Annotated in this window: 26 protein-coding genes and 2 riboswitches; of the genes, 8 read left to right on the top strand and 18 right to left on the bottom strand. The window is 67.1% G+C overall.

The window, feature by feature from the left end; translation table 11 throughout:
- Positions 1 to 16: 16 nt before the first annotated feature.
- From ACSQ24_RS19840 to coxB, 10 genes are all read right to left on the bottom strand, one after another.
- Positions 17 to 628, bottom strand: coding sequence for a GNAT family N-acetyltransferase (locus ACSQ24_RS19840; protein WP_436096339.1), 612 nt, complete (start codon positions 626 to 628; stop codon positions 17 to 19).
- A gap of 5 nt (positions 629 to 633) precedes the next feature.
- Entirely contained in the window at positions 634 to 1,986 is a 1,353-nt protein-coding gene (locus ACSQ24_RS19835) for a M16 family metallopeptidase (protein ID WP_436096338.1), read from the bottom strand.
- Positions 1,983 to 3,398: a threonine synthase gene (gene thrC / locus ACSQ24_RS19830; protein WP_436096337.1), complete on the bottom strand. Its 1,416-nt coding sequence runs from the start codon at positions 3,396 to 3,398 to the stop codon at positions 1,983 to 1,985. Before thrC ends, ACSQ24_RS19835 begins: the two co-directional genes overlap by 4 nt.
- Positions 3,399 to 3,467: 69 nt before the next feature.
- Positions 3,468 to 4,232, bottom strand: coding sequence for an SURF1 family protein (locus tag ACSQ24_RS19825; RefSeq protein ID WP_436096336.1), 765 nt, complete (start codon positions 4,230 to 4,232; stop codon positions 3,468 to 3,470).
- Positions 4,229 to 4,603: a DUF983 domain-containing protein gene (locus tag ACSQ24_RS19820; protein WP_436096335.1), complete on the bottom strand. Its 375-nt coding sequence runs from the start codon at positions 4,601 to 4,603 to the stop codon at positions 4,229 to 4,231. Before ACSQ24_RS19820 ends, ACSQ24_RS19825 begins: the two co-directional genes overlap by 4 nt.
- Before the next feature lie 76 nt (positions 4,604 to 4,679).
- Entirely contained in the window at positions 4,680 to 5,537 is an 858-nt protein-coding gene (locus ACSQ24_RS19815) for a cytochrome c oxidase subunit 3 (protein WP_436096334.1), read from the bottom strand.
- 49 nt (positions 5,538 to 5,586) lie between these two features.
- On the bottom strand, positions 5,587 to 6,165 hold the full coding sequence (locus tag ACSQ24_RS19810; RefSeq protein WP_284168532.1) for a cytochrome c oxidase assembly protein: 579 nt from the start codon (positions 6,163 to 6,165) through the stop codon (positions 5,587 to 5,589).
- 289 nt (positions 6,166 to 6,454) lie between these two features.
- A complete protein-coding gene (locus ACSQ24_RS19805; RefSeq protein ID WP_436096333.1) occupies positions 6,455 to 7,411 on the bottom strand; it encodes a heme o synthase in 957 nt (318 codons plus the stop codon).
- 131 nt (positions 7,412 to 7,542) lie between these two features.
- The gene (ctaD, locus tag ACSQ24_RS19800; RefSeq protein ID WP_436096332.1) at positions 7,543 to 9,177 is read right to left on the bottom strand and encodes a cytochrome c oxidase subunit I; all 1,635 of its coding nucleotides are present in this window, start codon (positions 9,175 to 9,177) and stop codon (positions 7,543 to 7,545) included.
- 57 nt (positions 9,178 to 9,234) lie between these two features.
- Complete coding sequence (gene coxB / locus ACSQ24_RS19795) at positions 9,235 to 10,116, bottom strand: cytochrome c oxidase subunit II (RefSeq protein ID WP_436096331.1); 882 nt, start codon at positions 10,114 to 10,116, stop codon at positions 9,235 to 9,237.
- Positions 10,117 to 10,480: 364 nt separating this feature from the next.
- On the opposite strand from coxB, the gene ACSQ24_RS19790 reads away from it, so the two are divergent.
- The 7 genes from ACSQ24_RS19790 (at position 10,481) to gcvPB (ending at position 17,150) form a co-directional block, all read left to right on the top strand.
- Complete coding sequence (locus tag ACSQ24_RS19790; protein ID WP_436096330.1) at positions 10,481 to 10,990, top strand: invasion associated locus B family protein; 510 nt, start codon at positions 10,481 to 10,483, stop codon at positions 10,988 to 10,990.
- On the top strand, positions 10,987 to 11,604 hold the full coding sequence (locus tag ACSQ24_RS19785) for a hypothetical protein (protein WP_436096329.1): 618 nt from the start codon (positions 10,987 to 10,989) through the stop codon (positions 11,602 to 11,604). The genes ACSQ24_RS19790 and ACSQ24_RS19785 overlap by 4 nt, the downstream gene beginning before the upstream one ends.
- Before the next feature lie 75 nt (positions 11,605 to 11,679).
- A riboswitch (glycine riboswitch) is annotated at positions 11,680 to 11,779 on the top strand.
- Between the two features lie 4 nt (positions 11,780 to 11,783).
- Positions 11,784 to 11,883, top strand: a riboswitch (glycine riboswitch).
- A 57-nt stretch (positions 11,884 to 11,940) separates the two neighbouring features.
- Complete coding sequence (gcvT, locus tag ACSQ24_RS19780; RefSeq protein WP_436096328.1) at positions 11,941 to 13,089, top strand: glycine cleavage system aminomethyltransferase GcvT; 1,149 nt, start codon at positions 11,941 to 11,943, stop codon at positions 13,087 to 13,089.
- Positions 13,090 to 13,118: 29 nt separating this feature from the next.
- Entirely contained in the window at positions 13,119 to 13,493 is a 375-nt protein-coding gene (gene gcvH / locus ACSQ24_RS19775; protein ID WP_126113491.1) for a glycine cleavage system protein GcvH, read from the top strand.
- 146 nt (positions 13,494 to 13,639) lie between these two features.
- The gene (gene gcvPA, locus ACSQ24_RS19770) at positions 13,640 to 14,983 is read left to right on the top strand and encodes an aminomethyl-transferring glycine dehydrogenase subunit GcvPA (protein ID WP_436096327.1); all 1,344 of its coding nucleotides are present in this window, start codon (positions 13,640 to 13,642) and stop codon (positions 14,981 to 14,983) included.
- Between the two features lie 212 nt (positions 14,984 to 15,195).
- The gene (locus ACSQ24_RS19765) at positions 15,196 to 15,582 is read left to right on the top strand and encodes an endonuclease domain-containing protein (protein WP_436096326.1); all 387 of its coding nucleotides are present in this window, start codon (positions 15,196 to 15,198) and stop codon (positions 15,580 to 15,582) included.
- Positions 15,576 to 17,150 (top strand): aminomethyl-transferring glycine dehydrogenase subunit GcvPB, encoded by a 1,575-nt coding sequence (gcvPB, locus tag ACSQ24_RS19760; RefSeq protein WP_436096325.1) that lies wholly within the window; start codon positions 15,576 to 15,578, stop codon positions 17,148 to 17,150. Before ACSQ24_RS19765 ends, gcvPB begins: the two co-directional genes overlap by 7 nt.
- A gap of 4 nt (positions 17,151 to 17,154) precedes the next feature.
- Here the strand turns inward: gcvPB and ACSQ24_RS19755 are convergent, their stop codons facing one another.
- The gene (locus ACSQ24_RS19755) at positions 17,155 to 17,574 is read right to left on the bottom strand and encodes a type II toxin-antitoxin system VapC family toxin (RefSeq protein WP_436097930.1); all 420 of its coding nucleotides are present in this window, start codon (positions 17,572 to 17,574) and stop codon (positions 17,155 to 17,157) included.
- 5 nt (positions 17,575 to 17,579) lie between these two features.
- On the bottom strand, positions 17,580 to 17,843 hold the full coding sequence (locus tag ACSQ24_RS19750) for a type II toxin-antitoxin system Phd/YefM family antitoxin (RefSeq protein ID WP_436096324.1): 264 nt from the start codon (positions 17,841 to 17,843) through the stop codon (positions 17,580 to 17,582).
- A 167-nt stretch (positions 17,844 to 18,010) separates the two neighbouring features.
- Here ACSQ24_RS19750 and ACSQ24_RS19745 point away from each other — a divergent pair, with 167 nt between their 5' ends.
- Complete coding sequence (locus ACSQ24_RS19745) at positions 18,011 to 19,321, top strand: L,D-transpeptidase family protein (protein WP_436096323.1); 1,311 nt, start codon at positions 18,011 to 18,013, stop codon at positions 19,319 to 19,321.
- A gap of 97 nt (positions 19,322 to 19,418) precedes the next feature.
- Here the strand turns inward: ACSQ24_RS19745 and ACSQ24_RS19740 are convergent, their stop codons facing one another.
- The 6 genes from ACSQ24_RS19740 to ACSQ24_RS19715 form a co-directional block, all read right to left on the bottom strand.
- Positions 19,419 to 19,901 (bottom strand): F0F1 ATP synthase subunit B family protein, encoded by a 483-nt coding sequence (locus ACSQ24_RS19740; RefSeq protein ID WP_436097929.1) that lies wholly within the window; start codon positions 19,899 to 19,901, stop codon positions 19,419 to 19,421.
- Between the two features lie 8 nt (positions 19,902 to 19,909).
- Positions 19,910 to 20,464, bottom strand: coding sequence for a F0F1 ATP synthase subunit B (locus ACSQ24_RS19735; protein WP_436096322.1), 555 nt, complete (start codon positions 20,462 to 20,464; stop codon positions 19,910 to 19,912).
- Positions 20,465 to 20,589: 125 nt separating this feature from the next.
- On the bottom strand, positions 20,590 to 20,817 hold the full coding sequence (locus ACSQ24_RS19730; RefSeq protein ID WP_091831801.1) for a F0F1 ATP synthase subunit C: 228 nt from the start codon (positions 20,815 to 20,817) through the stop codon (positions 20,590 to 20,592).
- Between the two features lie 60 nt (positions 20,818 to 20,877).
- Positions 20,878 to 21,624: a F0F1 ATP synthase subunit A gene (locus tag ACSQ24_RS19725; RefSeq protein WP_129158655.1), complete on the bottom strand. Its 747-nt coding sequence runs from the start codon at positions 21,622 to 21,624 to the stop codon at positions 20,878 to 20,880.
- Between the two features lie 48 nt (positions 21,625 to 21,672).
- The gene (locus ACSQ24_RS19720; protein WP_436096321.1) at positions 21,673 to 21,873 is read right to left on the bottom strand and encodes an AtpZ/AtpI family protein; all 201 of its coding nucleotides are present in this window, start codon (positions 21,871 to 21,873) and stop codon (positions 21,673 to 21,675) included.
- A gap of 491 nt (positions 21,874 to 22,364) precedes the next feature.
- Positions 22,365 to 25,820, bottom strand: coding sequence for a chromosome segregation SMC family protein (locus ACSQ24_RS19715; protein WP_436096320.1), 3,456 nt, complete (start codon positions 25,818 to 25,820; stop codon positions 22,365 to 22,367).
- Between the last annotated feature and the right edge of the window lie 132 nt (positions 25,821 to 25,952).

The raw sequence follows: 25,952 nt of genomic DNA, 5'->3' as shown, positions 1-25,952 counted from the left end.
GGCAATGCCGGCCTGTTCACAGCTTGCGGCCGGTTTCGGGCGGGCGACGCGGTTCCGAGGAGAGCAGGCCATAGAGCAGGTGGTCGGCCCAGACCCCGTTGATCCTGAGATAGCCGCGGGCCTCGCCTTCGCGTGTGAAGCCGACACGTTCCAGAAGCCGGCGCGACGGCTCGTTGTTCGGCAGGCAGGCCGCTTCGACCCGGTGCAAAGCCAGCTCGGAAAAGGCGAAGTCGAGCGCGCCGCGCACCGCTTCAGTCATATGGCCCTTGCCGGCATGGCGCTGGCCCATCCAGTAGCCGAGCGTGCAGGCCTGCGCGACGCCGCGCCGGACCAGGCCTAGAGTCAGTCCGCCCAGCAGGGCTTCCGAATGTGCATCGAGGACGAACAGTGAATAGGCTTCATCGCTCGCGATCTCGCGGGCGGCGCGCTTGACGCGCAGGCGGAACGAGGTGCGGGTCAGATCGTCTTCGCTCCAGACCGGCTCCCATGGAGTCAGGAAGTCGCGGCTCTGCATCCGCAGGCTCGCCCAGGCCGAATAATCGCCGGCGAGTGGGGCGCGCATGATCAGGTTCTGCGTCCTGATCAGCGGCCGCGCCGGTGGGTCGGTGGCGAAGCGGAAGAGCGCCATTTTCGTCAGGCGGCCCGCGCCAGCATGGCCCGCAGGGTGGCCACGGGGGCAAGATTGTCGAGAGGGCCGACGGCCGCGACGGTGACCACGCCGTCGAGCAGGGCCTGACCGGCCGCACGCACATCGGCGAGGCTGACCGCATCGAGCCGGCGCGCCAGCTCCTCGCGCGGGATTGCTCGGCCGAAGACGAGTACCTGGCGCGCCATCTGCTCGAGCTTGCCGCCAGGGCTCTCCAGCGAAGCCAGCAGGCCGACCTTCATCTGGGCCCGGGCGCGGGCGACCTCGACCTCGCTGACGTCGCGGGCCGCCTGGCCCAGGCAGTCGAGCGCGACCTCGACCAGCTCGCCGACGTCCTCCGGCGCGGTGCCGGCGCTGATGCCGAAGACGCCGCAATCGGAGAAGGGCCAGTGGAAGGCGTCGATCGCATAGGCCAGGCCACGGCGCTCGCGCACCTCCTGGAACAGACGCGAGGACAGCCCACCGCCGAGCACGGCCGAGAAGATCTGAAGCGGATAATGCGCGCCGTTGGTGAATGGCTTGCCGGGGAAGCCGAGGACGATGTGGACCTGCTCCTCGTCACCGTCGATGCGGGCTTCGCCGCCGTGATAGCTCGCCTGCGATCGCGGGCTGGGTGCTGCGGCAAGCTTCGGCGGCAGGTCGGCAAGAGCCTTCTTCGCCAGCGCGACGAGTTCGTCATGGTCGACGGCGCCGGCTGCCGCCAGCACCATGTTGCCGGCATGGTAGTGCCGGCCGAGATAGGCGCGGATCGCGTCGGGCGTGAAGCTGTTGACCGTCTCCGCGGTGCCGAGGATCGGGCGGCCGAGCGGCTGCTCCGGGAAGGCGGCCTGCAGGAAGCGGTCATAGACGAGATCGTCCGGCGTATCCTGGACGGCGCCGATCTCCTGCAGGATCACGCCTTTCTCGCGGGCCAGCTCTTCCTCGCTGAGGGCGGGGGCGGTCAGGATGTCGGAGAGGATGTCGACGGCCAGCGGTAGGTCCTGGCCGAGCACGCGGGCGGTGTAGCAGGTGTATTCGACGGATGTCGCGGCATTGAGGTCGCCGCCGACGCTCTCGATCTCCTCGGCGATCTCAAGCGCGGTGCGCCGGGCCGTGCCCTTGAACGCCATGTGCTCGAGCAGATGGGCGAGGCCGTGTTCATGCGGCAGCTCGTCGCGCGCGCCGGCGCCGATCCAGATGCCGAGCGAGACGGTCGAGGCATGGGCCATGCGCTCGGAGACGATGCGCAGGCCGGACGGCAGCGTCGTCAGGCTGACGGCCGGATCGTGGCCGGCTGCCTCGCCCTGTTTCACGCTCTTCGGCTTGTCGGTCTTCGCCTTCAACGTCTTGATCACCTTCATGCTGCGGCGCTCCGCACGGCGCGGGCGCGCTCGGCGACGAAGCGCTCGAGCTTGCCTTGGTCGTTCGGCAGCACGCTGAAACGCTCCTTGCGCTCCATCAGGTCGGACAGATGCTCAGGGAGAGCGGGCGTGACGCCGCTCGCCGCCGCGACCGCGGCCGGGAACTTGGCCGGATGGGCGGTGCCGAGCGCGACCACCGGCGTTGCCGGGTCGCTCGCGAGCAGTTTGCGGGCGGCGGCGACGCCGATCGCGCTGTGCGGGTCGAGCAGATAGCCGGCCTCACGCCAGGTCGTGCCGATCTCGTTGGCGATCGAGGCCTCGTCCTGCGAGACCGCGTCGAAATCGGCTCGGATGCGGGCGAGCGGCTCGGGCGCGATCTCGAATCGGCCGGATTGAGCCAGCGATTGCATCAGCCGGCGCACGGCGGCGCCGTCGCGGCCATGCGCCTCGAACAGCAGGCGCTCGAAGTTCGAGGAGATCTGGATGTCCATCGAGGGCGAGGTCGTCGCCGCAACGCCGCGCATCTCGTAGACGCCGGTCTCGAGCGTGCGCGCCAGGATGTCGTTGCTGTTGGTGGCGACCATCAGCCGGCCGATCGGCAGCCCCATCTGCTTGGCGATCCAGCCGGCGAGAATGTCGCCGAAGTTACCGGTCGGCACAGCGAACGAGACCGGACGGTGAGGTGAGCCGAGCGCGCTCGCGGCGGTGAAATAGTAGACGACCTGTGCCGCGATCCGCGCCCAGTTGATCGAGTTGACGCCGGAGAGACGCAGTTCGTCGCGGAAGGCGTGGTGGTTGAACAGCGCCTTCACCAGGTTCTGGCAATCGTCGAAGGTGCCCTCGATCGCGATGGCGTGGACATTGTCGGCTTCGACGGTGGTCATCTGCCGGCGCTGCACGTCGGAGACGCGGCCTTCCGGATAGAGTATGAAGACGTCGACCCGTTCCAGCCCCTTGAAGGCGTCGATCGCGGCGCTGCCGGTGTCGCCCGAGGTCGCGCCGACGATGGTGGCGCGCTCGCCGCGCTGCGCCAGCACATGGTCCATCAGCCGGCCGAGCAACTGCATCGCCACGTCCTTGAAGGCGAGCGTCGGGCCGTGGAAGAGCTCGAGCGAGAACAGGTTGTCGCCGAGCTGGACGAGCGGGCAGACCGCTGGATGGCGGAACGTGCCATAGGCCTCGCCGATCATGGCCTTCAACGCATCGGCGGCGATGTCGCCATCGGCGAGCGCGCCGACGACGCGCTCCGCCACTGCGGCATAGGGTTTGCCGGCGAAGCCCGCGATCTCCTGCGTGCCGAGGCGCGGCAGCGTCTGCGGCAGATAGAGGCCGCCGTCACGGGCGAGTCCGGCGAGCAGCGCGTCGGCGAAGGAGAGCGACGGCGCTTCGCCACGGGTCGAAATATGCAGCACGGTGATGATCTCTGATGTCGTGCTGATCCTATAGGCCCGTTGGCGGGGGAGGGCAAAAGCAAAGGCTGATCAGCCGCCCTGCGTCGGCCTCCGCGCCTGCCAGGCATAGGCGCCGAACACGCTGATCAGTGTCGCCGCCAACCCGAACCAGGTCAGCGCATATTGCAGATGGTTGTCCGGGATGCGGGCGATCAGTTCCTTGACGTCGACGCCGGCCGGCGGCGTCAACCCGTCGCCCTGCCGCTCGGCTTCGAGATAGAACGGGGCGGCCGTGGCCAGGCCGAGCGCTGCGGCGATGCCGGCAGGGTCGCGCGTGTAGAACTCGCGCTGCTGCGGCAGATCGGCCGGCGTGAAGCTGTTGCGGGTTTCCGGCGCGCGCAGATAGCCGGTGATGGTCGCAGCGCCGGTTGCCGGGGCGATCGCCGCAAAGCGGCTTTCCGGCACGAAGCCGCGATTGACCAGGATCGTCGCGCCGTCTTCCAGCCGGAAGCCCTGGAAGACCCAGCGGCCGAAGCCGGAGAGCTGGCGCGAGCCGGGCGGGCCGGCGGCGATGGTGGTGCGCACACCGGCGATTCCGTCGAGATAGCTGCCCTTGGCGACAGCTCTTGTGAGATCAATCGCGGCGAGGTCGAGCCGTGGCCAGTCGCTCGTCGGCGGCAGCGGGGCGGCGGGGCCTGCGGCTTGTGTCTCCAGCCGCGTGATGAAGGCGCGCTTCTCGTCCATGCGCTGCCATTGCCAGGCGCCGAGGTAGAAGAGCACGCCGACGCCGATGGCAGTCAGCAGGGCCGGCAGCAGCAGCTTTGGCCGGCTCGCGGAAGCAATCTGTTCGCTCACTTCTTCAGCCTGCCTTCTTCGGCCTTGTGGGCGTATTGCAAGGCGACTGCCAGGCCCTTCATCGGCCGCAGCAATCCGAGGCAAGTGACGAGCGCCAGCGGCAGCCAGAGCAGGAGGTGCAGCCAGATCGGCGGCGTGTAGGCGATCTCGACATAGAGCGCGAGGCCGAGCACGAAGAAGCCGGCGATCAGCATGATGAACACGGCCGGCCCATCGGCCGAATCGGCGAAGGCGAAATCCAGCCCGCAGGCGGAACAGCGCGGCTTCAGCTTGAGGTAGCCATCGAACAGCTTGCCCTCGCCGCAGCGCGGACAGCGGCCCGCCAGCCCCGTCGAGAAGGGTGATGGCGGCGTGATCTGCGGCTCGGCCATGACAGCCTCCTCAAATGGAAAGGGCGGCCTCGCGGCCGCCCCTTTGTAAGGTTCGCGGCCGCTTTCGGCCCGGGACCTAGTGTGCTGCCGGCGTCCCGGAGCCCCAGACATAGATCGAGGCGAACAGGAACAGCCAGACCACGTCGACGAAGTGCCAGTACCAGGCGGCGAACTCGAAGCCGAGATGCTGGTCCGGCTTGAAGTGGCCGAGATAGACGCGCCACAGGCAGATCGCCAGGAAGATCGTGCCGATGATGACATGGAAGCCGTGGAAGCCGGTCGCCATGAAGAAGGTCGCGCCGTAGATGTTGCCCTTGAAGGCGAAGGCGGCGTGGGCGTACTCGTAGCCTTGGGTGATCGTGAACAGGATGCCGAGGATCACGGTCAGCCACAGAGCCTGCTTCAGGCTCTTCCGGTCGCCCTGGATCAGGGCGTAGTGCGCCCAGGTCACGGTCGTGCCGGAGGTCAGGAGGATCAGGGTGTTGAGCAGCGGCAGGTGCCAGGGATCGAAGGTCTCGATACCCTTGGGCGGCCAATGCCCGCCGGTGAACTCGGCGCGGGCGTACTGGATGTGCTCGCCGGTGAACAGGCTGGCGTCGAAATAGGCCCAGAACCAGGCGACGAAGAACATCACCTCGGAGGCGATGAACATCATCATGCCGTAGCGGTGATGCAGCTGCACCACGCGGGTGTGATGACCCTCGCGCTCGGCCTCGCGGGTCACGTCCATCCACCAGGCGAGCATGGTGTAGAGCACGCCGAGCAGGCCGATGCCGAAGACCAGCGGGCCGATGTTCATGCCGAGCAGCGGCAGCGACTTCATCCACATCACGGCGCCGATCGCCATCGTGGTTGCGCTGGCGGCGCCGACGATCGGCCACGGGCTCGGGTCGACGAGATGGTAGTCGTGGTTCTTGGTGTGGGCCCCGGCCATCGTGCTTAACTCTCCACGTCCGATAGAAGCGCAGCGCGTCAGCGCAGCTTTATAGTTTCGGTTGGTTGCCGTCACCCTTGCTTTCCGCCACCGGCTGCCCGTTCTTCGACGGGAAATAGGTGTAGGACAGGGTGATCGATTTCAGGCTGGCGAGCTCGCGGTTCAATTCGATCTCGGGATCGATGTAGAACACCACGGGCGCTTCCAGGGTCTCGCCGGGCTGCAGCGTCGTCTCGGTGAAGCAGAAGCACTGGATCTTGACGAAATAGGCGCCCGACTGGTTCGGCTGGACATTGTAGGTCGCGATCCCGGTCATCGGCCGCGAGGACGTGTTGGTGATCTTGTAGAACACCGTTTGCGTCACGCCGACCTGCGCCTTGATCTCCGTCTTCTCCGCCTCGAAGCGCCAGCCCAAAGCCGGCGCGACATTGGCGTCGAAGGCGACCGAGACGATCCGCTCGCTGGTCTTGCCGGTGGCGGCGGTACCGACCATCGGCGTGCCGGCAAAGCCCGTGACCTTGCAGAACAGGTTGTAGAGCGGCACCGCGGCGAACGAGAGCCCGGTCATGGCGAGCACGGCGGCGCTGCAGGCAAGGACGGTACGGCGGTTTCTGGAGGCGGCCGTCATCGTCACAGCGGCCTGTTGAGGATCGCCGGCCCGGTCTTGGCCAGCGTCACGATGAAGAAGAACAGCACGAGCCCGCCGAGTACGAGCGCAAGCGCGATCGAGCGGCGATTGCGCCGGGCCATGTCCTCCGGCGAGAACGGCGCCGGAGCGGGACGCGAAAAAGTGGGAACCGGTTTTTCGCGAGAATCCCGCTCCAGCCCCTTAGAATCGATCACGTTCACGATTTTGGATCGATCCGATCCAAAATCGTCGTGATCTTGCGGCTGCTTCTTGTCCTGCGGGTCCTTACTCATCCCAGCACCTTGGGCAGGGCCCACATCAGGCCGAGGCCGTTCTCGGCCAGCAGCACGGCGAAGAGCAGGAAGAGGTAGAGGATCGAGAAGCCGAACAGGGCATAGGCCGCCTTGTTGGCCGCTTCGCCCTGCGTGACCCGCAGCACCCGCAGCGACAGGCCGATCATGGCGAGCCCGGTCACCACCGAGACGATGAGATAGATCAGCCCGCCGAAGCCCATCAGCGCCGGCAGCACCGCGACCGGAGCCAGCACCAGCGTATAGGCGACGATCTGTCGGCGGGTCGCGGCCGGGCCGGCGACGTTCGGCAGCATCGGGATGCCGGCGCGGGCATAGTCGTCGGACTTCACCAGGGCCAGCGCCCAGAAATGCGGTGGCGTCCACAGGAAGATGATCGCGAACAGCACGATCGAGGTCATGCCGAAATCGCCGGTGACCACGGCTTCGCCGATCATCGGCGGGAAGGCACCGGCGGCGCCGCCGATGACGATGTTCTGCGGCGTCGCCCGCTTCAGCCACATCGAATAGACGACGATGTAGAAGAAGATCGTGAAGGCGAGCATCGCCGCCGAGAGCAGGTTGGCGACGAGGCCGAGGACCAGCACGGAGCCGATCGAGAGGGTCAGCCCAAAGGCGAGCGCCTCGGACGGCAGGATACGGCCGGCGGGGATCGGGCGACCGGCTGTGCGCGCCATCACCGCGTCGATGTCGGCATCCCACCACATGTTGAGGCAGCCCGAGGCGCCGGCACCGACCGAGATCGCCAGCAGGGCGGCAAAGCCGATCACCGGATTGACCGCCCCTGGCGCCGCGACCATGCCGCCAAGCGCCGTCACGATCACGAGGAACATCACCCGCGGCTTGAGCAGCGCGAAGAAGTCGCGCGCCTCGCCGGTGGAACTCAGCGAGACTCCGTCGTCAGCCTGGGGGATCTGATCGAAGGCAGCAGACATCGAAATTCGTTCGCTTCAACTTTCGTGATGCCCGAGGGCATCGTTTGCGGGATCCGCCCGTCTCCGGAACGCCTTGAACCAGGCGCTCGGGGGAGGGGCGGCGGCGGGCGAGAGGCCCGCCGCCGATGTGTTCAGTGGTCCGAGCCGGTGATGCGCGGCAGCGTCTCGAACTGGTGGAAGGGCGGCGGCGAGGACAGGGTCCACTCCAGCGTGGTCGCGCCTTCGCCCCACGGGTTGTTGCCGGCGAGCTCCTTCTTCGTGAAGGCGACGACGATGCCGTAGAGCCAGATCAGGAGGCCGGCCGCGAAGATATAGGAGCCGATCGACGACCAGAAATGCCAGCCGGCGAAGGCGTCGGGATAGTCGACATAGTGCCGCGGCATGCCCGAGAGCCCGAGGAAGTGCTGCGGGAAGAACAGCAGGTTCGCGCCGATGAAGGCGACCCAGAAGTGCAGGCTGCCGATCCAGTCCGGGATGATGTAGCCGCTCATCTTCGGGAACCAGTAGTAGAAGCCCGCGAAGATGCCGAACACCGCGCCGAGCGACAGCACGTAGTGGAAGTGCGCCACCACGTAGTAGGTCGCGTGCAGCGAACGGTCGAGACCGGCATTGGCGAGCACGACGCCGGTGACGCCGCCGACGGTGAACAGGAAGATGAAGCCGACCGCCCAGAGCATCGGCGCGGTGAAGCGGAGCGAGCCGCCCCACATCGTCGCGATCCAGGAGAAGATCTTCACGCCGGTGGGCACCGCGATCACCATCGTCGCGAACACGAAGTAGCGCTGCGTGTTGAGCGACAGGCCGACCGTGTACATGTGGTGGGCCCAGACGATGAAGCCGACCACGCCGATCGCGACCATGGCATAGGCCATGCCGAGATAGCCGAAGATCGGCTTCTTCGAGAAGGTCGAGATGATGTGGCTGACGATGCCGAAGGCCGGCAGGATCATGATGTAGACTTCGGGGTGGCCGAAGAACCAGAACAGGTGCTGGTAGAGCACCGGGTCGCCGCCGCCGGCCGGATCATAGAAGGTCGTGCCGAAATTGCGGTCGGTCAGCAGCATGGTGATCGCGCCGGCCAGGACCGGCAGCGCAAGCAGCAGCAGGAAGGCGGTGACCAGCACGCCCCAGGCGAACAGCGGCATCTTGTGCATGGTCATGCCAGGCGCGCGCATGTTCAGGATGGTGGTGATGAAGTTGATCGCGCCCAGGATCGAGGCTGCGCCGGCAAGGTGCAGCGACAGGATGCCGAAATCGACCGAAGGGCCGGGATGGCCTGTCGACGAGAACGGCGGATAGACCGTCCAGCCGGTGCCGACGCCCTTGGCGCCGGGGGCGCCCTCGACGAACATCGAGATCAGCAGCAGGATCAGCGCCGCGACCGTCAGCCAGAACGAGATGTTGTTCATGCGCGGGAAGGCCATGTCCGGCGCCCCGATCATCAGCGGCACGAACCAGTTGCCGAAGCCGCCGATCACCGCGGGCATGACCATGAAGAAGATCATGATCAGGCCGTGGCCGGTGACGAAGACGTTGTAGCTCTGGCCGTTGGCGAAGATCTGCAGGCCCGGCTGCTGCAACTCGATGCGCATCATGATCGACAGGAAGCCGCCGATCAGGCCCGCGATGATCGAGAAGATCAGATAGAGCGTGCCGATGTCCTTGTGGTTGGTCGAGAGCAGCCAGCGCCGCCAACCCGTGGGGGTATGGTGCTCGTGGGCGTGGGCGTCGTCATGCCCGTGGGCGTGGGGAGCCGCGGTAGCCATGAAATTCGTCTCCTCCTGCGAATACGGTTCGCGTGAGTTCTTTCAAGAGTGTCGGGTTCAGCGGGTCGCTTCGGCGACCTTGCTGGCGGCGTCGGCCGCATTGGCGAATTTCTGCTTCGCTTCCGCGAGCCAGGCCGTGTAGCGCTCCTGGCTGACGACGCGGATGGCGATCGGCATGAAGGCGTGGTTCTGGCCGCAGATGAACGAGCATTGGCCGTAGAAGATGCCTTCGCGATCGGCCTTGAACCAGGTTTCGTTCAGGCGGCCGGGGATGGCGTCGATCTTCAGGCCGAAGGCCGGCAGAGCGAATTTGTGGATGACGTCGGCGCCGGTGACCTGCACGCGCACGATCTTGCCGACCGGAACGACCGCCTCGTTGTCGACGGCGAGCAGGCGCGGCGCCTCGGATTCGGCGATCTTCTTGGACTGGATCGCCTCGGCGCGCTGCTTCTCGTCGAGCATCAGCGAATCGAAGCCGAAGCTGCCGCCTTCCTGCGGGTACTCGTAGGACCAGTACCACTGCTTGCCGGTGACCTTCACGGTCATGTCGGCCTGCGGAATCTCGAGCTGCAGCTTGAGCAGGCGGAAGGAGGGGATCGCGATCACGACCAGGATCAGAACGGGGATGATCGTCCAGGCCACTTCGAGCAGCGCGTGGTGCGTCGTCTTCGAGGCGACTGGGTTCCGCTTCTCGTTGAAGCGCCAGGCGACATAGATCAGCAGCCCCAGCACGAAGAGCGTGATGATGAAGATGAGTACGTTCACCGAGTCATGGAACCAGTGGATGAACGTCGCGACCTCGGTCGCAGCCGGCTGCAGATTCAGCTCCCAGGGCTGCGGCATGCCGTTCTGGGCCGATGCGGCGGCCGGCGAAAACGCTGCCAGAGCTGCAGCGAGGGCCGCCAGCGCGTTCCTGAGAGGAGTGGTCACAAATCGCATCGGTCCGACATAGCTCCTTTGATGCCGCGCGATCTGCCTCGGTCAGCTTCAAGGCAGGCGCGCCGGGACGGCCACGTCTGGCCACCCCGGTTGTTCGGCATTGCGATAAATCAAAGATCACGCTTGCGCCAGTGGGACAATGACAGGCTGTGACGCAGTCCGTGCGGCATAAGTACGCGACATGCGCATGGGCGGCGGGCGGCCGGTCGACGCTGCCAGCGTCGAGTCCGCCGCGCGGGCGCTTATGATGCTTCGCCTTGACAGGAATCGGGACGCATGGTCGGAACGCATTCTCGCATGGCGGGGGCGCCGTTCGACATGGGTATGCGTGCATCCCCATGTCCATCAGGAGAGGAGGACACGGATGCGCTTATCTATCGGTCCCGTGGCCGCGGCGCTCGCCGTCCTAGGCTTCGGCTGGCTTTCGGCTGTGCCTGCCCTTGCGCAGGGTGCGGTGCGTTCCACCCATGGCGACTGGCAGATGCGCTGCGAGACCCCGCCCGGCGCCAAGGCCGAGCAATGCGCGCTCGTGCAGAACGTCGCCGCCGAGGATCGGCCGAACCTCACCTTGCTGGTGATCGTGCTGAAGACGGCTGACCAGAAGAGCCGTCTGCTGCGCGTGGTCGCGCCGCTCGGCGTGCTGCTGCCCTCCGGCCTCGGCCTCAAGATCGACGACAAGGATATCGGCCGCGCCGGCTTCGTGCGCTGCCTGACGACCGGCTGTGTCGCCGAGGTCGTGATGGACGATACCCTGCTCGGTCAGCTCAAGACTGGTAAGAGCGCCACATTCATCGTGTTTCAGACGCCGGAGGAAGGGGTCGGAATTCCGGTTTCGCTCAACGGATTCGGCCCCGGCGTGGAGGCTTTGCCGTGATTGATCGCTTTGCTGGCCGTATCGGCCGGTTCATTCTGCCTGCCGGCCTGGCGCTCGCACTCGCCGGCTGCGGCTCTTCCGGCTCCTCGAGCACGGGCGAGCCCAGCACCACGCAGAAGCTCGGCAATATCCTCATGTTCCAGTCGACCACGCCGCCGGCGCCCAATCAGCTGCCGACCGACGATGAGGTCAACTTCATCTGCCCCTCGGTGATCATCGCCGATGGCGGCGCCGCGATCCGCGCCCAGTCGGGGCAGGACAGCGGCAGCCTGCGCAGCCAGGTCTCGATCACCACCACCGCGCGCGAGTGTACCCAGGCCAACAAGGATGGCGGCTTCACCCTCAAGGTCGGCGTCGAGGGGCGTATCCTGATTGGCCCGGCCGGTGGCGCCGGCAGCTATGGCGCGACATTGATCACCCAGGTGATGCGCAATAACCAGGTCATCGCGCGCCGTAGCGCCCGTGTCGGCGGGGCGATCCCCTCCGGCCAGACCGGTGCCGACTTCTCGCATGTCGAGGGCAACATCGTTGTCCCGCCTGGCTCCGGCGAGGTCGAGATCATCGTCGGGTTGAGCACCGGCGGCGGCGAGCCGGCACGGCGCCGGCGCAGATAAGCAGCACGCTGCCGTGAACTGAGGCAGGGGGCCGATTGACTCGGCCCCTCGCTCGTCTATTGCTGGCTCAGCCGCATCATCCCCGCGGGAGAGACCGGAGCCGGACTTGTCCGGACCCGGCGCCGAAGGCGCAACCGCCCCGGAAACGCTCAGGCAAACGGACCGCGTGGGAATTGGCGCTCTGGAAAGTGGCGGGCCTTTTAGGCTCGCCCACCGACGGGGGTAACTCGCCCAAGGCTTTAAGCCTGGCGGGGAAATCTCTCAGGTCCCGAGACAGAGGGGGCGCGCTCCGGACGATTCCGTCCGGGGCTCGCGCTCGACTCTGGAAGGGATGCCATGGCTGCCGAAGCCGAGACTGCAAGCACCGAGCCGCTGCTCAAGACGCCGTTTCATGCCCGCCACGTTGCGGCAGGCGCGCGCATGGTGCCGTTCGCGGGCTACGACATGCCGGTCCAGTACCCGGCTGGCATCATGGCCGAGCACAACTGGACGCGTGAGAGTGCCGGCCTGTTCGACGTCTCGCATATGGGCCAGGCCTTCCTCGTCGGTCCCGACCATGAGACCACGGCCCGCGCCCTCGAGGCGCTGATCCCGGCCGATATCGTCAACCTGCCGCCCGGCAAGCAGCGCTATTCGCAGCTGCTGAACGAGGACGGCGGCATTCTCGACGATCTCATGGTGACGCGCTCGGCCGATCCCGACGAGGACGGCGCGCTGCTGCTCGTCGTCAACGCCGCCTGCAAGATCGCCGACTACGCTCATATCGAGGCGCGCCTGCCGGCCAATGTGAAGCTGGTCAAAGCCGAGCATCGCGGCCTGATCGCCCTGCAGGGGCCGAAGGCCGAGGAAGCGCTGGCGGCGCTCAATCCCGAAGCGGCCGAGATGGGCTTCATGACCTTGCGCACGATGAAGCTCGGCGGGGTCAAGGCCAATGTCAGCCGCTCCGGCTACACCGGCGAGGACGGCTACGAGATTTCCGCTGCGGCCGACCGCATCGGCGAGATCTGGGACGCGCTCCTGCTCGACATGCGCGTCAAGCCGATCGGCCTCGGTGCCCGCGATTCGCTGCGGCTCGAAGCCGGGCTTTGCCTTTACGGCCATGACATCGACACCACGACCTCGCCGGTCGAGGCGGCGCTCAACTGGTCGATCCAGAAGCGCCGGCGCGAGGAAGGCGGCTTCCCGGGCGCGGCGCGCATCCAGCGCGAATTCGCCGAGAAGCCGGCCCGCATCCGCGTCGGCCTGCTGCCGGAAGGCCGCGCTCCGGCGCGTGAGGGAGCGGAGATCGCGACCGCCGACGGCACCATCGTCGGCAAAGTCACTTCTGGCGGTTTCGGCCCGACCCTGAACGGCCCCTGCGCTATGGGCTACGTCGCCCGGGAGCATTCTGCTCCCGGCACGAAGCTCGACCTGATCGTGCGCGGCAAGCCGCTGGCGGCGACCGTCGCCGCCATGCCTTTCGTCCCCAACCGCTACAAGCGCTGAGCTTCATCCCTTTTCGCCGGAGGAAACCCATGGCCGAGACCCGCTACACCAAGGACCACGAATATATCCGCATCGAGGGTGATACCGGCACGGTCGGCATCACCGACTACGCCCAGGGTCAGCTCGGCGACGTCGTCTTCGTCGAGCTGCCTTCGGTCGGCAAGGCGCTGACCAAGGGCGGTGAGGCCGCCGTGGTCGAGAGCGTCAAGGCAGCTTCCGAAGTCTATGCGCCGGTCTCCGGCGAGGTCGTCGCCGTCAACAGCGAGCTCGAGGCTGCGCCCGGCACGGTCAACGAGGACCCGGCCGGCAAGGGCTGGTTCGTCAAGCTCAAGCTCACGGACGCTGCCGAGCTGGAGGGCCTGCTGAGCGAGGCCGAGTACCAGGACTACGTCAAGACGCTTTGAGGCGTCGGGACGCGTCATTCTCGGACGGAGCGCAGCGGAGATCCGAGAATCTCCGGACGAGAAGGCACTGGTTGAAGAGATGCTCGGGTCAAGCCCGAGCATGACGGGCGGTGGCCCGCCGCATCGATCGAGGACTGGAAACCGGAATGCGCTATCTCCCCCTGACCGAGACCGACCGCGAGGACATGCTCGCGCGCATCGGCGTCCCCGATGTCGACGCGCTCTTCTCCGATGTGCCCGCCGGCAAGCTGCTGAAAGAGCCGCTCGACCTGCCGCGCGCCAAGGGCGAGCTCGAAGTCGAGCGCATCCTCGGGCGGCTGTCGGCGAAGAACACGGCCGCCGGCGCGGTACCGTTCTTCGTTGGGGCGGGCGCCTACAAGCACCATGTCCCGGCGACGGTCGACCATCTGATCCAGCGCTCGGAATTCCTGACCAGCTACACGCCCTACCAGCCCGAGATCGCCCAGGGCACGCTGCAATATCTCTTCGAGTTCCAGACGCAGGTCGCAGGCTTGACCGGCATGGAAGTCGCCAACGCCTCGATGTATGACGGCTCGACCGGCACCGCCGAGGCGGTGCTGATGGCGCACCGCGTCACCAGGCGGCGCAAGGCGGTGCTCTCCGGCGGCCTGCACCCGCACTACACCCAGGTCGTCGAGACGCTGTCCGAGATGGCGAACGACGAGGTCGTGGCGTTGAAGCCCGATGTCCGCGCCACCGAGGATATTCTCAGCCAGATCGACGACAGCGTCTCCTGCGTCGTCGTCCAGTCGCCCGACGTCTTCGGCAATCTGCGCGATCTCAAGCCGATCGCCGACAAGGCCCATGCCCATGGCGCGCTGCTGATCGCGGTCTTCACCGAGGTCGTCTCGCTCGGCGCGGTGACGCCGCCCGGCGCCCAGGATGCCGACATCGTCGTCGGCGAGGGCCAGTCGATCGGCAATGCGCTGAACTTCGGCGGCCCCTATGTCGGCCTCTTCGCCGCCAAGTCGAAATATATCCGCCAGATGCCGGGCCGGCTCTGTGGCGAGACCGTCGACGCCGATGGCCGCCGCGGCTTCGTGCTGACGCTCTCGACCCGCGAGCAGCATATCCGCCGCGACAAGGCGACCTCGAACATCTGCACCAATTCCGGCCTCTGCGTGCTGGCCTTCACCATCCACATGACGCTGCTCGGCCAGGCCGGCCTGTCGCGCCTCGCCGAACTCAACCACGCCAATGCGGTGAAGCTCGCCGACGCACTTGCCGGGGTGAAGGGCGTCGAAGTTGTCAACGAAACCTTCTTCAACGAATTCACGCTGAAGCTTTCCAAGCCGGCAGCTGAGGTCGTCGAAGCCATGGCCGCCAAGGGCATCCTCGCCGGCGTGCCGGCCTCGCGCCTGAGGCCCGGCGCCGGGCTCGACGATCTCCTGATCGTCGCCAATACCGAAGTGAACACGGATGAAGATCGAGCGGCCTTCGCCAAGGCGCTGGGCGAGGTTTTGGCGTGACCGCGGCTACAGAGCGCGACCTGTCCCCTTCCCCCCGCTTGCGGTGGGGAAGGGTTAGGGATGGGGGGCCGCAAAGCAGGGCCAATCTATTCTTTCAACGTGGCCCCGAGCGGCACTGCCCCCCACCCCAACCCTCCCCACCGCAAGCGGGGGGAGGGGAGGCGTTGCGCGCGTCATCGGCTGTTTCGCTTCATCGTGAAGGGGAAAGGCGTATGGCTCCGATTCGCAAGGACCCGCGCACTGCAAACGCTCGCCGCCTGCGCCGCGAGGCGACGCCGGCGGAGAAATGCCTCTGGCTGCATCTGAAACAGATGGACGTGTCGGGTGGCCATTTTCGCCGTCAGGCGCCGATGGGGCCCTATTTCGCTGACTTCGTCCATTTTGGCGCAAAGCTCGTGGTCGAACTTGATGGCGGTCAGCATGGTCTGCCCAATGCTGCTGCGCGTGATGCGCGGCGCACAGCCTACTTGGCAGCGCAAGGCTTTCGCGTCATCCGCTTCTGGAATCACGAACTCACCGACAATCTCGATGGCGTCGTCGAAACGATCTTCCGCGCCGTTCACGACATCTCCAACCGAACCGGAGACATGGAATGCTGAACCGTCAGGGACGTCCCACCCAGGCTGGCTCCACTGTGGACCACGGCCGCGAGACCTTCACCGGCAATCGCGCGCTGCAGCAGATCGAGCCGCTGATCTTCGAGATCGGCCATCACGAGTCGACAGGCGTCGACATCGACAAGCCGGCACCATTCAAGAGCCGCCTCGGCAAGCATGCCCGCCAAAGCGAGATCGGCCTGCCCGGCCTCTCCGAACCCGAGACGATGCGCCATTATGTGCGCCTCAGCCAGAAGAACTACGGCATCGACACCGGGCTGTTCCCGCTCGGCTCCTGCACGATGAAGCACAATGCCCGCCTCAACGAGAAGGTGGCGCGGCTGCCGGGCTTCTCCGACGTGCACCCGCTCCAGCCGGTCTCGACCGTGCCGGGCGCGCTCGACGTCATGCTCGAGCTCGCGCGCTACCTGATGACGCTGACCGGCATGCCGGCCGTGGCGCTCTCGCCGAAGGCCGGCGCCCACGGCGAGGCCTGCGGCATGATGGCGATCAAGGCCGCGATCGCCGCCAAGGGCGAAGGCGCGACCCGCAATGTCGTGCTCGTGCCCGAATCGGCCCATGGCACCAATCCGGCGACCGCGGCGCTGATCGGCTTCACCGTCAAGTCGGTGCCGGCGCGCGACGACGGCACGGTCGCGGTCGAGGACGTCAAGGCGCTGCTCGGCCCCGACGTCGCCGCGATCATGCTGACCAACCCGAACACCTGCGGCATCTTCGAGCCGCAGATTGTCGAGATCGCCGCGGCGATGCATGAGGCTGGCGCCTATTTCTACTGCGACGGCGCCAACTTCAACGCGATCGTCGGCAAGGCTAGGCCTGGCGATCTCGGCGTCGACGCCATGCACATCAATCTGCACAAGACCTTCTCGACCCCGCATGGCGGCGGCGGCCCCGGCGCCGGTCCCGTCGTGCTTTCGGAGCGCCTTGCTCCCTATGCGCCCGTGCCCTTCATCCATGCCGAGAACGGCAAGTCGCGCCTCGTCGAGCACAAGGCCGATGCGCCGGATGGTAGCGACCCCTTCGGTCGCATGACCGCCTTCCACGGCCAGATGGGCATGTATGTCCGGGCGCTCGCCTATATGCTGAGCCATGGCGCCGACGGCATGAAGCAGGCCTCGGAGGACGCCGTCCTCAACGCCAACTACATCCGCGCCGGCCTCGCCGACCTGATGTCGCTGCCCTTCCCCGACCACCCCTCGATGCACGAGGCGCTGTTCGACGACGAGTGGCTGAAGGGCACCGGCGTCTCGACGCTCGACTTCGCCAAGGCGATGATCGACGAGGGCTATCACCCGATGACGGTGTATTTCCCGCTCGTCGTCCACGGCGCCATGCTGATCGAGCCGACCGAGTCGGAATCGAAGGCCTCGCTCGACCTCTTCGTCGCGACGCTGCGTGACCTCGCCATCGCCGCCAAGGGCAACGACAAGACCCGCTTCACCGCAGCTCCGCACCATGCCCCGATCCGCCGCCTCGACGAGACGAGAGCGGCGCGCCAGCCGGTGCTGAAATGGGAGAAGCCCGCGCCGGTGAAGGAAGCGGCGGAGTAAGGGCTCAGCGCTGCTCGATCCAGGGATCGAGCAGCCGCAGGCCGAGGCGGTCGAAATCGCGGATGTTGCGCGTGACGAGTGTCAGGTCGCGCATCCGGCTCGTCGCCGCAATCAATCCGTCCATGGGCTCGAGATTCGCGCCGTTCCGGCGCGACCACGCCATCAGATCCCCCCACACCAACGCAATGTCGTGTGCGACATCGATGATGCGGCCGTCGAAGCGCTGTGGCAGGTCGGTGCCCAGCCAGGCCCCTAGCGCATCGCGTCGCTTGCCAGTTGGCAGCAGCGCGACGCCGCAGCGTATCTCTGCGATGGTGATCACGCTGATGAAGAACTCGTTCTGGGGCTTCGTCCGAATGAATTGAGCTACGTTCGGTGACAGGTTCCGCTTGGCGAGCTCGGACACCACATTGGTGTCGAGCAGAAAGCTTAAAGGTCGACCTTCCGAAAACCGCCCTTGAAGCGTTCAATCTCGATTCCGCTGTCGTAGAGCGGCGAGTTCTGGAAGAACTCGACGAGCGTTTCTTTCGGCGTCGTCTTCTTCTCCCACTCCTCCACCGACACCAACACCGCCGCTGGCTTGCCGTTGCGCGTCACCGTCTGCGGGCCTTCGGATTTCGCCTTGTCGATCAGCTCCGAGAAGCGCGCCTTGGCGTTGGCCACGGTCCATGTTTCCTTGGGCAGTGCGGTCATGCTGGCCTCCGCAAGAAATGACTATCATGACCATATAGGTCAGAGCTTGGCTGCGGCAAGGCGGCCGCTGCCCTTTCGTCACCTGAGCCGGCTGCCTTAAGGCTTCCTTGACCATATGCGAGGGAAGCTTCCGATGGCGTGTATTCTCGCGCCTTGGAAGCTCGCCCATGTATCGCGTTCGCCTTCGCCATGTGCTCGCCGCCGCAGTCTCCTTCGTGGCGATGCTCTCGGCCTCCCGCGCCGAGGAGCCGGGCTATGGCCCCAAGACCTATGACCGCACGCTCGAAGCGCTGATCACGCATGAGGACATCGCAGGCCGTGGCGGCTGGCCGAAGGTGCCGGGCGCGGCGACAACGCTGAAGCCCGATTCGCAGGGCCCGGATGTCGCCCTGTTGAAGCAGCGCCTGATGCTGAGCGGTGACCTGTCGCCCGACGCGTTGCCGGGCGATATCTACGACGCGGCCGTCATCGCCGCGGTGAAGCGTTTCCAGCGCCGTCACGGCTTGTCCGAGCTCGGTACCGTCGGCCGCCTGACCTTGAAGTCGCTCAACGTCCCGGTCGAGATCCGCCTCAACCAGCTCACCGCGACGCTGGAGCGGCTGAAGGGCAACGGCTTCAGCTTCACCGAGCGCTATGTCGTGGTGAACATCCCCGGTGCCAGCGTCGAGGCGGTGGAGAAGGGCGTGGTACAGCGCCGCCATCTCGCCATTGTCGGCCGGCCCGACCGGGCCTCGCCGGTGCTGCAGGCCAGCATCACCTCGGTCAACCTCAATCCCTATTGGACGGTGCCGATGTCGATCGTGAAGGCCGACATCATCCCGAAGATGCGCAAGGAACCGGACTTCATCGCCAAGTCCAACATGAAGCTGCTCGGCGCCGAGAACCGCGAGATCGATCCGGCCAGTGTCAGCTGGGCGAGCCTGACCAACCCGTATTTCTACGTCCGGCAGGAGCCGGGACCGACCAACTCGCTCGGCCAGCTCAAGATCGATATGCCGAACAGCGAGGCGGTCTACATGCATGACACGCCGAAGAAGTCGCTCTTCCGCAACGATGTCCGTTTCAACTCCTCGGGTTGCGCCCGCATCGAGGGCGTGCGCGACCTCGCAGCCTGGTTGCTCGAGGGCACCGAGTGGACCCAACCGGCGATCGAGGCCGAGATCGCCAAGGGCGAGCGCAAGAACATCACGCTGAAGAAGGCGGTGCCGGTCGCCTGGGTCTACATGACCGGCTGGCAGGACGCCGAGGGGCTGGTGCAATTCCGCGACGACATCTATGGGCTCGACACGCCGCAGGGCATCGTCACCTCCACGATCCAGCCGCGCCGGCCGAAGCCCAAGCCTGTCGTTGCGCCGGCGGCGGCACCTGCCACGGCGAAGCTGCCTCAACCTGTCGTCCGACCGGCGATGCCGAAGTCTGCGGCCGCTCCGGTCCCGGCGCCGCTCCCGCCGCCTGGGACGGCTGTCGCCATCCAGTAGGGCCGGCGCTTTTACGCCTCGATCCGGAATGCAAATGAAAACGCCGCGGTCCGAAGACCGCGGCGTTCTTGTTTTTCTTGCCTGAGGCTCGGGCGGCTCAGTTGAGCTTGGCGCGAACGTCCTTCAGCCCGGCGGTGACCAGATCGGCACCGGCCTTGCCGGCGACCTGGCCACGCAGGATGACCTCGGCGGCGCGCGTCGCGGCCTCGGCAGCGGCGGCGCGGACTTCGGCGGTCGCCTGGGTCTCGGCCTGGGTGATCTTGTCTTCGGCCGACTTGGTGCGGCGGGTGACGAACTCCGCCAGCTTCTCCTCGGCATCCTTGGCGAGACGCTGGGCCTCGTCCCGGGCGTTGGCGACGATCGCCTCGGCCTCGGCCTCGGCCGCCTTGCGCTTGCTCTCGTACTCGGCGAGCAGCAGCTCGGCCTCGTGGCGCAGGCGCCTGGCTTCCGCGAGCTCGCGGGCGACAAGTTCGCCGCGGCCGTCGAGTGCGCCGATGATGCTCTTGAGGGCACCCATCTTCACCGCCATGGCGAGGAAGATGACGGTCGAGACCAGGACCCAGAAGGTTGGGTTGCTCAGCATGGCGGTCAGCCTCCCAACGCGGTCTTGACCGCCTTGGCGGCGTCGGCCGGAGCCGGAGCGGCGCCGGTCAGGCGGTTGACGATGGCGCTGGCCGCGTCGGCAGCGATCGCCCCGACATGACTCATCGCTTCCGTCTTGGTGGCGACGATCATGGCCTCGGCGTCGGCGAGCTTGGCGGCAAGATCGGCCTCGACCGTCTTGCGCCGCGCGGCGCTGTCGGCGTTGACCTTCTCGCGCGTCTCCTGCGCGATCGCCTGCGACTTGGCGCGGGCTTCGGCAAGGGACTTCTCATAGGCCTGGCCGGCCTCTTCGGCCTTGGCCTTCATCGCGGCCGCCTCATCGAGATCGCTGCCGATCTTGTTGGCGCGGTCCTCGAGGATGCTGCCGAGACGCGGCACGATCACCTTGGCGGCGAGCCAGTACAGGACGCCGAAGGTGATCGCGAGCCAGAGCAGCTGCGAGGCGAAGGTATTACCCTGGAAAGGCGGGAAGCTGGCACCGTGAGCGGGGGCAGCGCCGCCATGGGCGGTCGTTCCGGTGGTCGTGGCTGGTGCTGCCATCACTGAACCTCATCCGGCCGCACGAGCCCGGAGGGTTCGCACGGCATATGGGAAGGGAGGCGGGAGCCTGCCGCGTGACGCCCCGGGGGGTGTCGCCTGCGGCAGGCCCGGGTAGCGTTCGCGGATCAGACCGCGAAGAGCAGCAGCAGCGCGATCAGCAGCGAGAAGATGCCGAGCGCTTCGGTCAGTGCGAAGCCGAGCAGCAGGGTGCCGCGCTGGCCATCGGCCGCCGACGGGTTGCGCAGGGCGCCCGAAAGGAACTGGCCGAACAGGTTGCCGAGGCCGATGCCCGCGCCGGCCATGCCGAGGCAAGCGAGACCAGCGCCGATGTACTTGGCTGCGACGGGATCCATGGAAATGCTCCTTAGGGGGATGGTTGTAACAGTCGAGGGTGAACTTGAAGACCGCGCCGCTCAGTGGCCCGGATGCAGGGCGTCGTGCAGGTAGATGCAGGTCAGCACGGCGAAGACATAGGCCTGCAGCACCGCAACCAGGAATTCGAGCGCGATCAGCGCAATCGTCAGCACGAGCGGCAGCGGCGAGAGGATCGCCCAGCCGCCGGCGAAGAGCAGCGTCGCCACGAAGCCGGCGAAGATCTTCAGCGCGATGTGGCCGGCGAGCAGATTGGCGAAGAGACGAACCGACAGGCTGATCGGGCGCGAGACGAACGAGATCACCTCGATCGGCACCAGGATGATCAGCATCAGCGGATGCACGCCCTTGGGCACGAACAGCCCGAAGAAATGCGCGCCATGCTTGGCGATGCCGTAGATGATGACGGTGAGGATCACGATCGCCGCGAGCGCGGCGGTGACGACCAGGTGGCTGGTGACGGTGAAGGCGCCGGGAATCATGCCGAGCAGGTTGCAGACCAGCACGAACATGAAGAGCGAGAACACCAGCGGCACGAACTTCATGCCGTCATGGCCGGCCGAGTCCCTCACTGTATTGGCGACGAACTCGTAGCCCATCTCCGCCAGCGCCTGCAGCCGGCCCGGGACCAGCGAGCGGTTGCGCGTGCCGTAGACGAAGAGCAGCGCGATGATGGCGACGGCGGCGACCATGAACAGGGCGGAATTGGTGAAAGCGATCTCGCTTCCGCCGATCTTGCCGAGAGACACGATCGGCTTGATCTCGAATTGTTCGATCGGACTAGCCATCTGTCGCCCTTGTTCCTGCCATAAGACGGCCCTTTTCGGGGCCGCGCCTCAGTTCTGCGCGCTCGACTTATCGTCAGTGCGCGATTTCATCAAGCCCGCTGCGCGCACGACGTTCATCACGCCAGCGCCGAAGCCGAGCATCAGCAGGACGATCATCCCGAAGGGCGCCGTCCCGAACCACTTGTCGACGGCCCAGCCGAGCCCGCCGCCGACGATGATGCCGGCGATGAATTCGGTGGAAAGCCGCATCGCCTGACCGATTCCGCTGGAATCGGTCCGACCGCTTTCGCTGCGGCTTTCGGCCTCCGCCTGGCTGGTCACACGCTTCAGGCCCGCATCGAGGGATTTGAGCCGGCTCTCCAGGCTCGCATCCGTTTCCGCAGGCCGCTGCGGGTCCGGACTTTTGTCGTCCCGGCCCGTCATCGCAGATAGACAGCCATCATGACACGACCTTTCCGTGCTCGGTTCGCGAGAGAACCGGACAATACCGGAATTGTCGCTGATTTGCGCTGCCTGAACCGGTTGACCCGTTGCCGGATCGCCAATGGCGGGCGCTCGTCGGATTGCCGATCGTTCCTTGCGATGAAAAAGCCCCGCCGCCCGGAAAAATCGGGCGCACCATATTGGCGGGTCCAGATGGTGTCAAGCTGAGCGCGTCGCGATTAATGCATTGAAAAATAAAATGATTTTAGACTGCGGCGAAGCGCTGGGAGTGATTCTTGTGCGCTGCGGCGAAGGAGTCAGACCGCCTCGCGGATGCGCTCGGCCGTGGCGAGGTCGACCGAGACCATCTGGCTCACCCCGCGCTCGGCCATGGTGACGCCGAAGAGCCGGTCCATACGCGCCATGGTGATCGGGTTGTGGGTGATCAGGATGAAGCGCGTCGCGGTGTTGCGCGCCATCTCCTCGAGCAGGTCGCAGTAGCGCTCGACATTGGCATCGTCGAGCGGAGCGTCGACCTCGTCGAGCACGCAGATCGGCGAGGGGTTGGTCAGGAACACCGCGAAGATCAGGGCGGTCGCGGTCAACGCCTGCTCCCCGCCGGAGAGCAGCGTCATCACCTGCGGCTTTTTGCCCGGGGGGCGCGCGATGATCTCGAGCCCGGCTTCGAGCGGATCTTCCGAATCGACCAGCGTCAGCTCGGCCGTGCCGCCGCCGAACAGCACCCCGAACAGATGCTGGAAATGGCCGTTGACGATCTCGAATGCGGCAAGAAGCCGCTCCCTGCCTTCGCGATTGAGCGCCCCGATCGCCTGGCGCAGCCGCCGAATCGCCTCGGTCAGGTCGTCGCGCTCGGTCGTGAGGCCACTGCGCTTGCCCTGAACCTCGGTCAATTCGTCATCGGCGCGCAGGTTGACCGCGCCGAGGCGCTCGCGCTCGGCCTTGAGCCCGCCGAGGCGGCGCTCGATGTCCTCCGCATCCGGCGGCGTATCCCCCACCTTCAGCCCGGCGAGCTGATGCAGGTTGGCGACCTCGGTCTCCAGCCCATCGACGATCTGGCGCACGACATCGGCGAGGCGTTGCCGCCCCGCTTCGAGCCGTGCTTCCGCGCTCGCCCGGCCTTCGCGTGCAGCCGCCAGCCCTTCCAGCGCCGCGCGCGCCTGCCGGTCGGCCTCGGCCTGCGCGACCTCGCCGGCGGCGAGCTTGTCGGCGGCGCCACGCCGGTTGCCCTCGGCGGTCTCGATTTCGGCAAGGAGGCGGCGACGCTCGACCAGGAAGGTGTCAGGCGCCTCCAGCAGCGCCTTGTGCTCGGCCGCCGTCGTCTCGATTCGTCGGCGCGTATCGGCGGCGCTCTGCTCGTTCGTCGCCGCCCGCTCGCGCCAGGCGCGCAGATCCCCAGCGATCGCTTCGCGCCGGCGGCTGCGCAACTCAGCCTCACGCCCCTGCGTCTGTACGCGCGCTCGTGCTTCGGAGGCGGCAGCGCGCCGCTCGCCCAATTCGGCGCGAGCAGCAAGCAAGGCGTTCTCGAGTTCGGGCGCCGGCGCGAGACCGGCGAGGTCCTGATTCGCGGCCTCGGCCTGTGCCTGCGCATCGGCGATGTTCTGGCCGAGCCGGCCGATCGCCTCGGTCAGAGCCGAGCGGCGGGCCGCCGTCTCGCCGGCCTTGCGCTCCGCCTGCGCCAGCCGCTCGCGGGCCTGATCGAGGGCGCGCCGCGCCTCGCGGGCCGCCTCCAGCGCCTTCGCCTCGGTCAACGCCGCTGCCTTGGTGCGCTCGCTTGCCTGGTCGAGGCCGTCGCGCGACGCTTCGGCTGCCTCGCGCGCGGCCTGCGCTTCGCGTTCGAGGTCGCCGAGCCGGTTCTTCTCGGCGAGCCTGCGCGCGGCAGGCGAGGGCGCATCGGCGGCGCTGGTGAAGCCGTCCCAGCGCCAGATGTCGCCTTCGCGCGAGACCAGGCGTTGCCCCGGCAGCAGTTTCGGCCGCAGTGCGGTGCCGTCTGCCCGGGCGACGACGCCGATCTGGCGCAGCCGCCGGCCGAGCGCCGCCGGTCCGCGGACATGCTTGGCGAGCGGCTCGACGCCAACTGGAAGGGCTGGGTCGTTCTCGCCGCTGCCGCCGTCGGACCAGTGCGCCGGCGCCGCCGGATCGGCCGAGGCGTCGAGGTCGTCACCCAGCGCCGCACCGAGCGCGGTTTCATAGCCTTTGGCGGCTGCGATCGAATAGAGGATCGCTGGCCAGCGCCCACCCGCCGCCGGAGCGAGCAGCTTCTGCAGGGTGCGGACTTCGGTTTCGAGGCGTTGCGCCTTGCGGTCCGCTTCCGCCAGCGGGCCACGCAGCCGCGTTTCGTCCTCGCGAGCGCCGGCGAGGGCGCTGCGTGCCGCACCGGCGGCCGCATCCGCACCTTGCATCGAAGTCTCTGCGGTCGCGACCGTGGTGCGCAGCCCGTCGAGCGAAGCGGCGGTACCGTCGGCGTCGAGCGCCGCCTGGTCGCGTTGCAGCCGCTCGCGCTCGCCGGCGTGGCGGGTCTCGCGTTCTTTCGCCTCGCGCACAGCACGTTCGAGCGCACCGCGCCGGGCTGCCAATTCGGAAAGCCGTGCCTGGACCGCGGCATGCTCGGCTTCGGCCACCGCCAGCGCCTTTTCGGTCTCGGCGAGTTCGGTCGCGGCGGCCTTGCTGCCACTCGCCGCCGCCTCAGCCTCCAGCCGCAGGCCCTCATCCTCGGCCGTCAGCCGCGCCAGGCTGTCGGTGGCATCCTTGCCGAGATTCTCCTGCCGGGCGAGATCGCCCTGCAGTTCGGCAAGGCGCTTGGCCAGTTCCTCGGTGCGCTGCTTCGTGCGCCGGTTCTCGGCCTCGATCTCGTCGAGACCGCGCTTCAGCCGGACGAGCGCTGCTGCTGCGGCCGCCTCATTCTCGCGCAGCTCCGGCAGGGCATGCGCCGCGATCGCCTGCAACCGCGCCGCCTCCGCCTGCACGCCGGTCTTGTCCGCGACCTCGCGCACGGCCGCTTCGAGGGCGCGCTCGGCCACAGCCTCCTGCGCGCGCGCTTCGTGATGGGCGATCAGCGCCAGCACCGCCTCGGCCTTGCGGATATCCGAGGCGAGGTTGCGATAGCGCGTTGCCTGGCGCGCCTGGCGCTGCAAGGCCTCGACCTGCCCGTCGATCTCGGCGAGCACGTCCTCGAGCCGGTTGAGATTGTCCTCGGCGCCCTTGAGCCGCAGTTCGGCCTCGTGCCGACGGCTGTGGAGCCCGGCGATGCCGGCAGCGTCTTCCAGAATGCGCCGGCGCGATTGCGGCTTGGCGGAGATGATCTCGCTGATCTGACCCTGGCGCACCAGCGCCGGCGAGCGCGCGCCCGTGGCTGCGTCGGCGAAGAGGAGCTGCACATCGCGGGCACGCACCTCCTTGCCGTTGATGCGGTACGTCGAGCCTTCCTCGCGCTCGATCCGGCGGGTGACCTCGAGCACCTCGGCGTCGTTGAAGGCGGCCGGCGCCTTGCGGTCGCTGTTGTCGAGGGTGAGCGCGACCTCGGCCATGTTGCGGGCCGGGCGCTCTGACGAGCCGCCGAAGATGACGTCGTCCATGCCCGAGCCGCGCATGTTCTTGAACGAGCTTTCGCCCATCACCCAGCGCAGAGCTTCGACGAGATTGGACTTGCCGCAGCCATTGGGGCCGACGATGCCGGTCAGCCCCGGCTCGATCTGGAACTCGGCCGGTTCGACGAAGGTCTTGAAGCCAGCGAGTTTGAGGCGCGTCAGCTGCATCGACGCGTCCTTCCTTCTCCCCTCGGGGGAGAAGGTGTCTGCGAAGCAGACGGATGAGGGCAGTGCGACCGGGTGAGACGAGGACAGGTCACCGCTGTCCTTCCCTCATCCGTCAGCGCTTCGCGCTGCCAC

This window comes from Allobosea sp. LjRoot237 (assembly GCF_964253285.1).
Classification (GTDB): Bacteria; Pseudomonadota; Alphaproteobacteria; order Rhizobiales; family Beijerinckiaceae; genus Allobosea.
The sequence above is the reverse complement of the archived record's forward strand: the minus strand, read 5'-3'. Positions and strand labels throughout refer to the sequence as shown.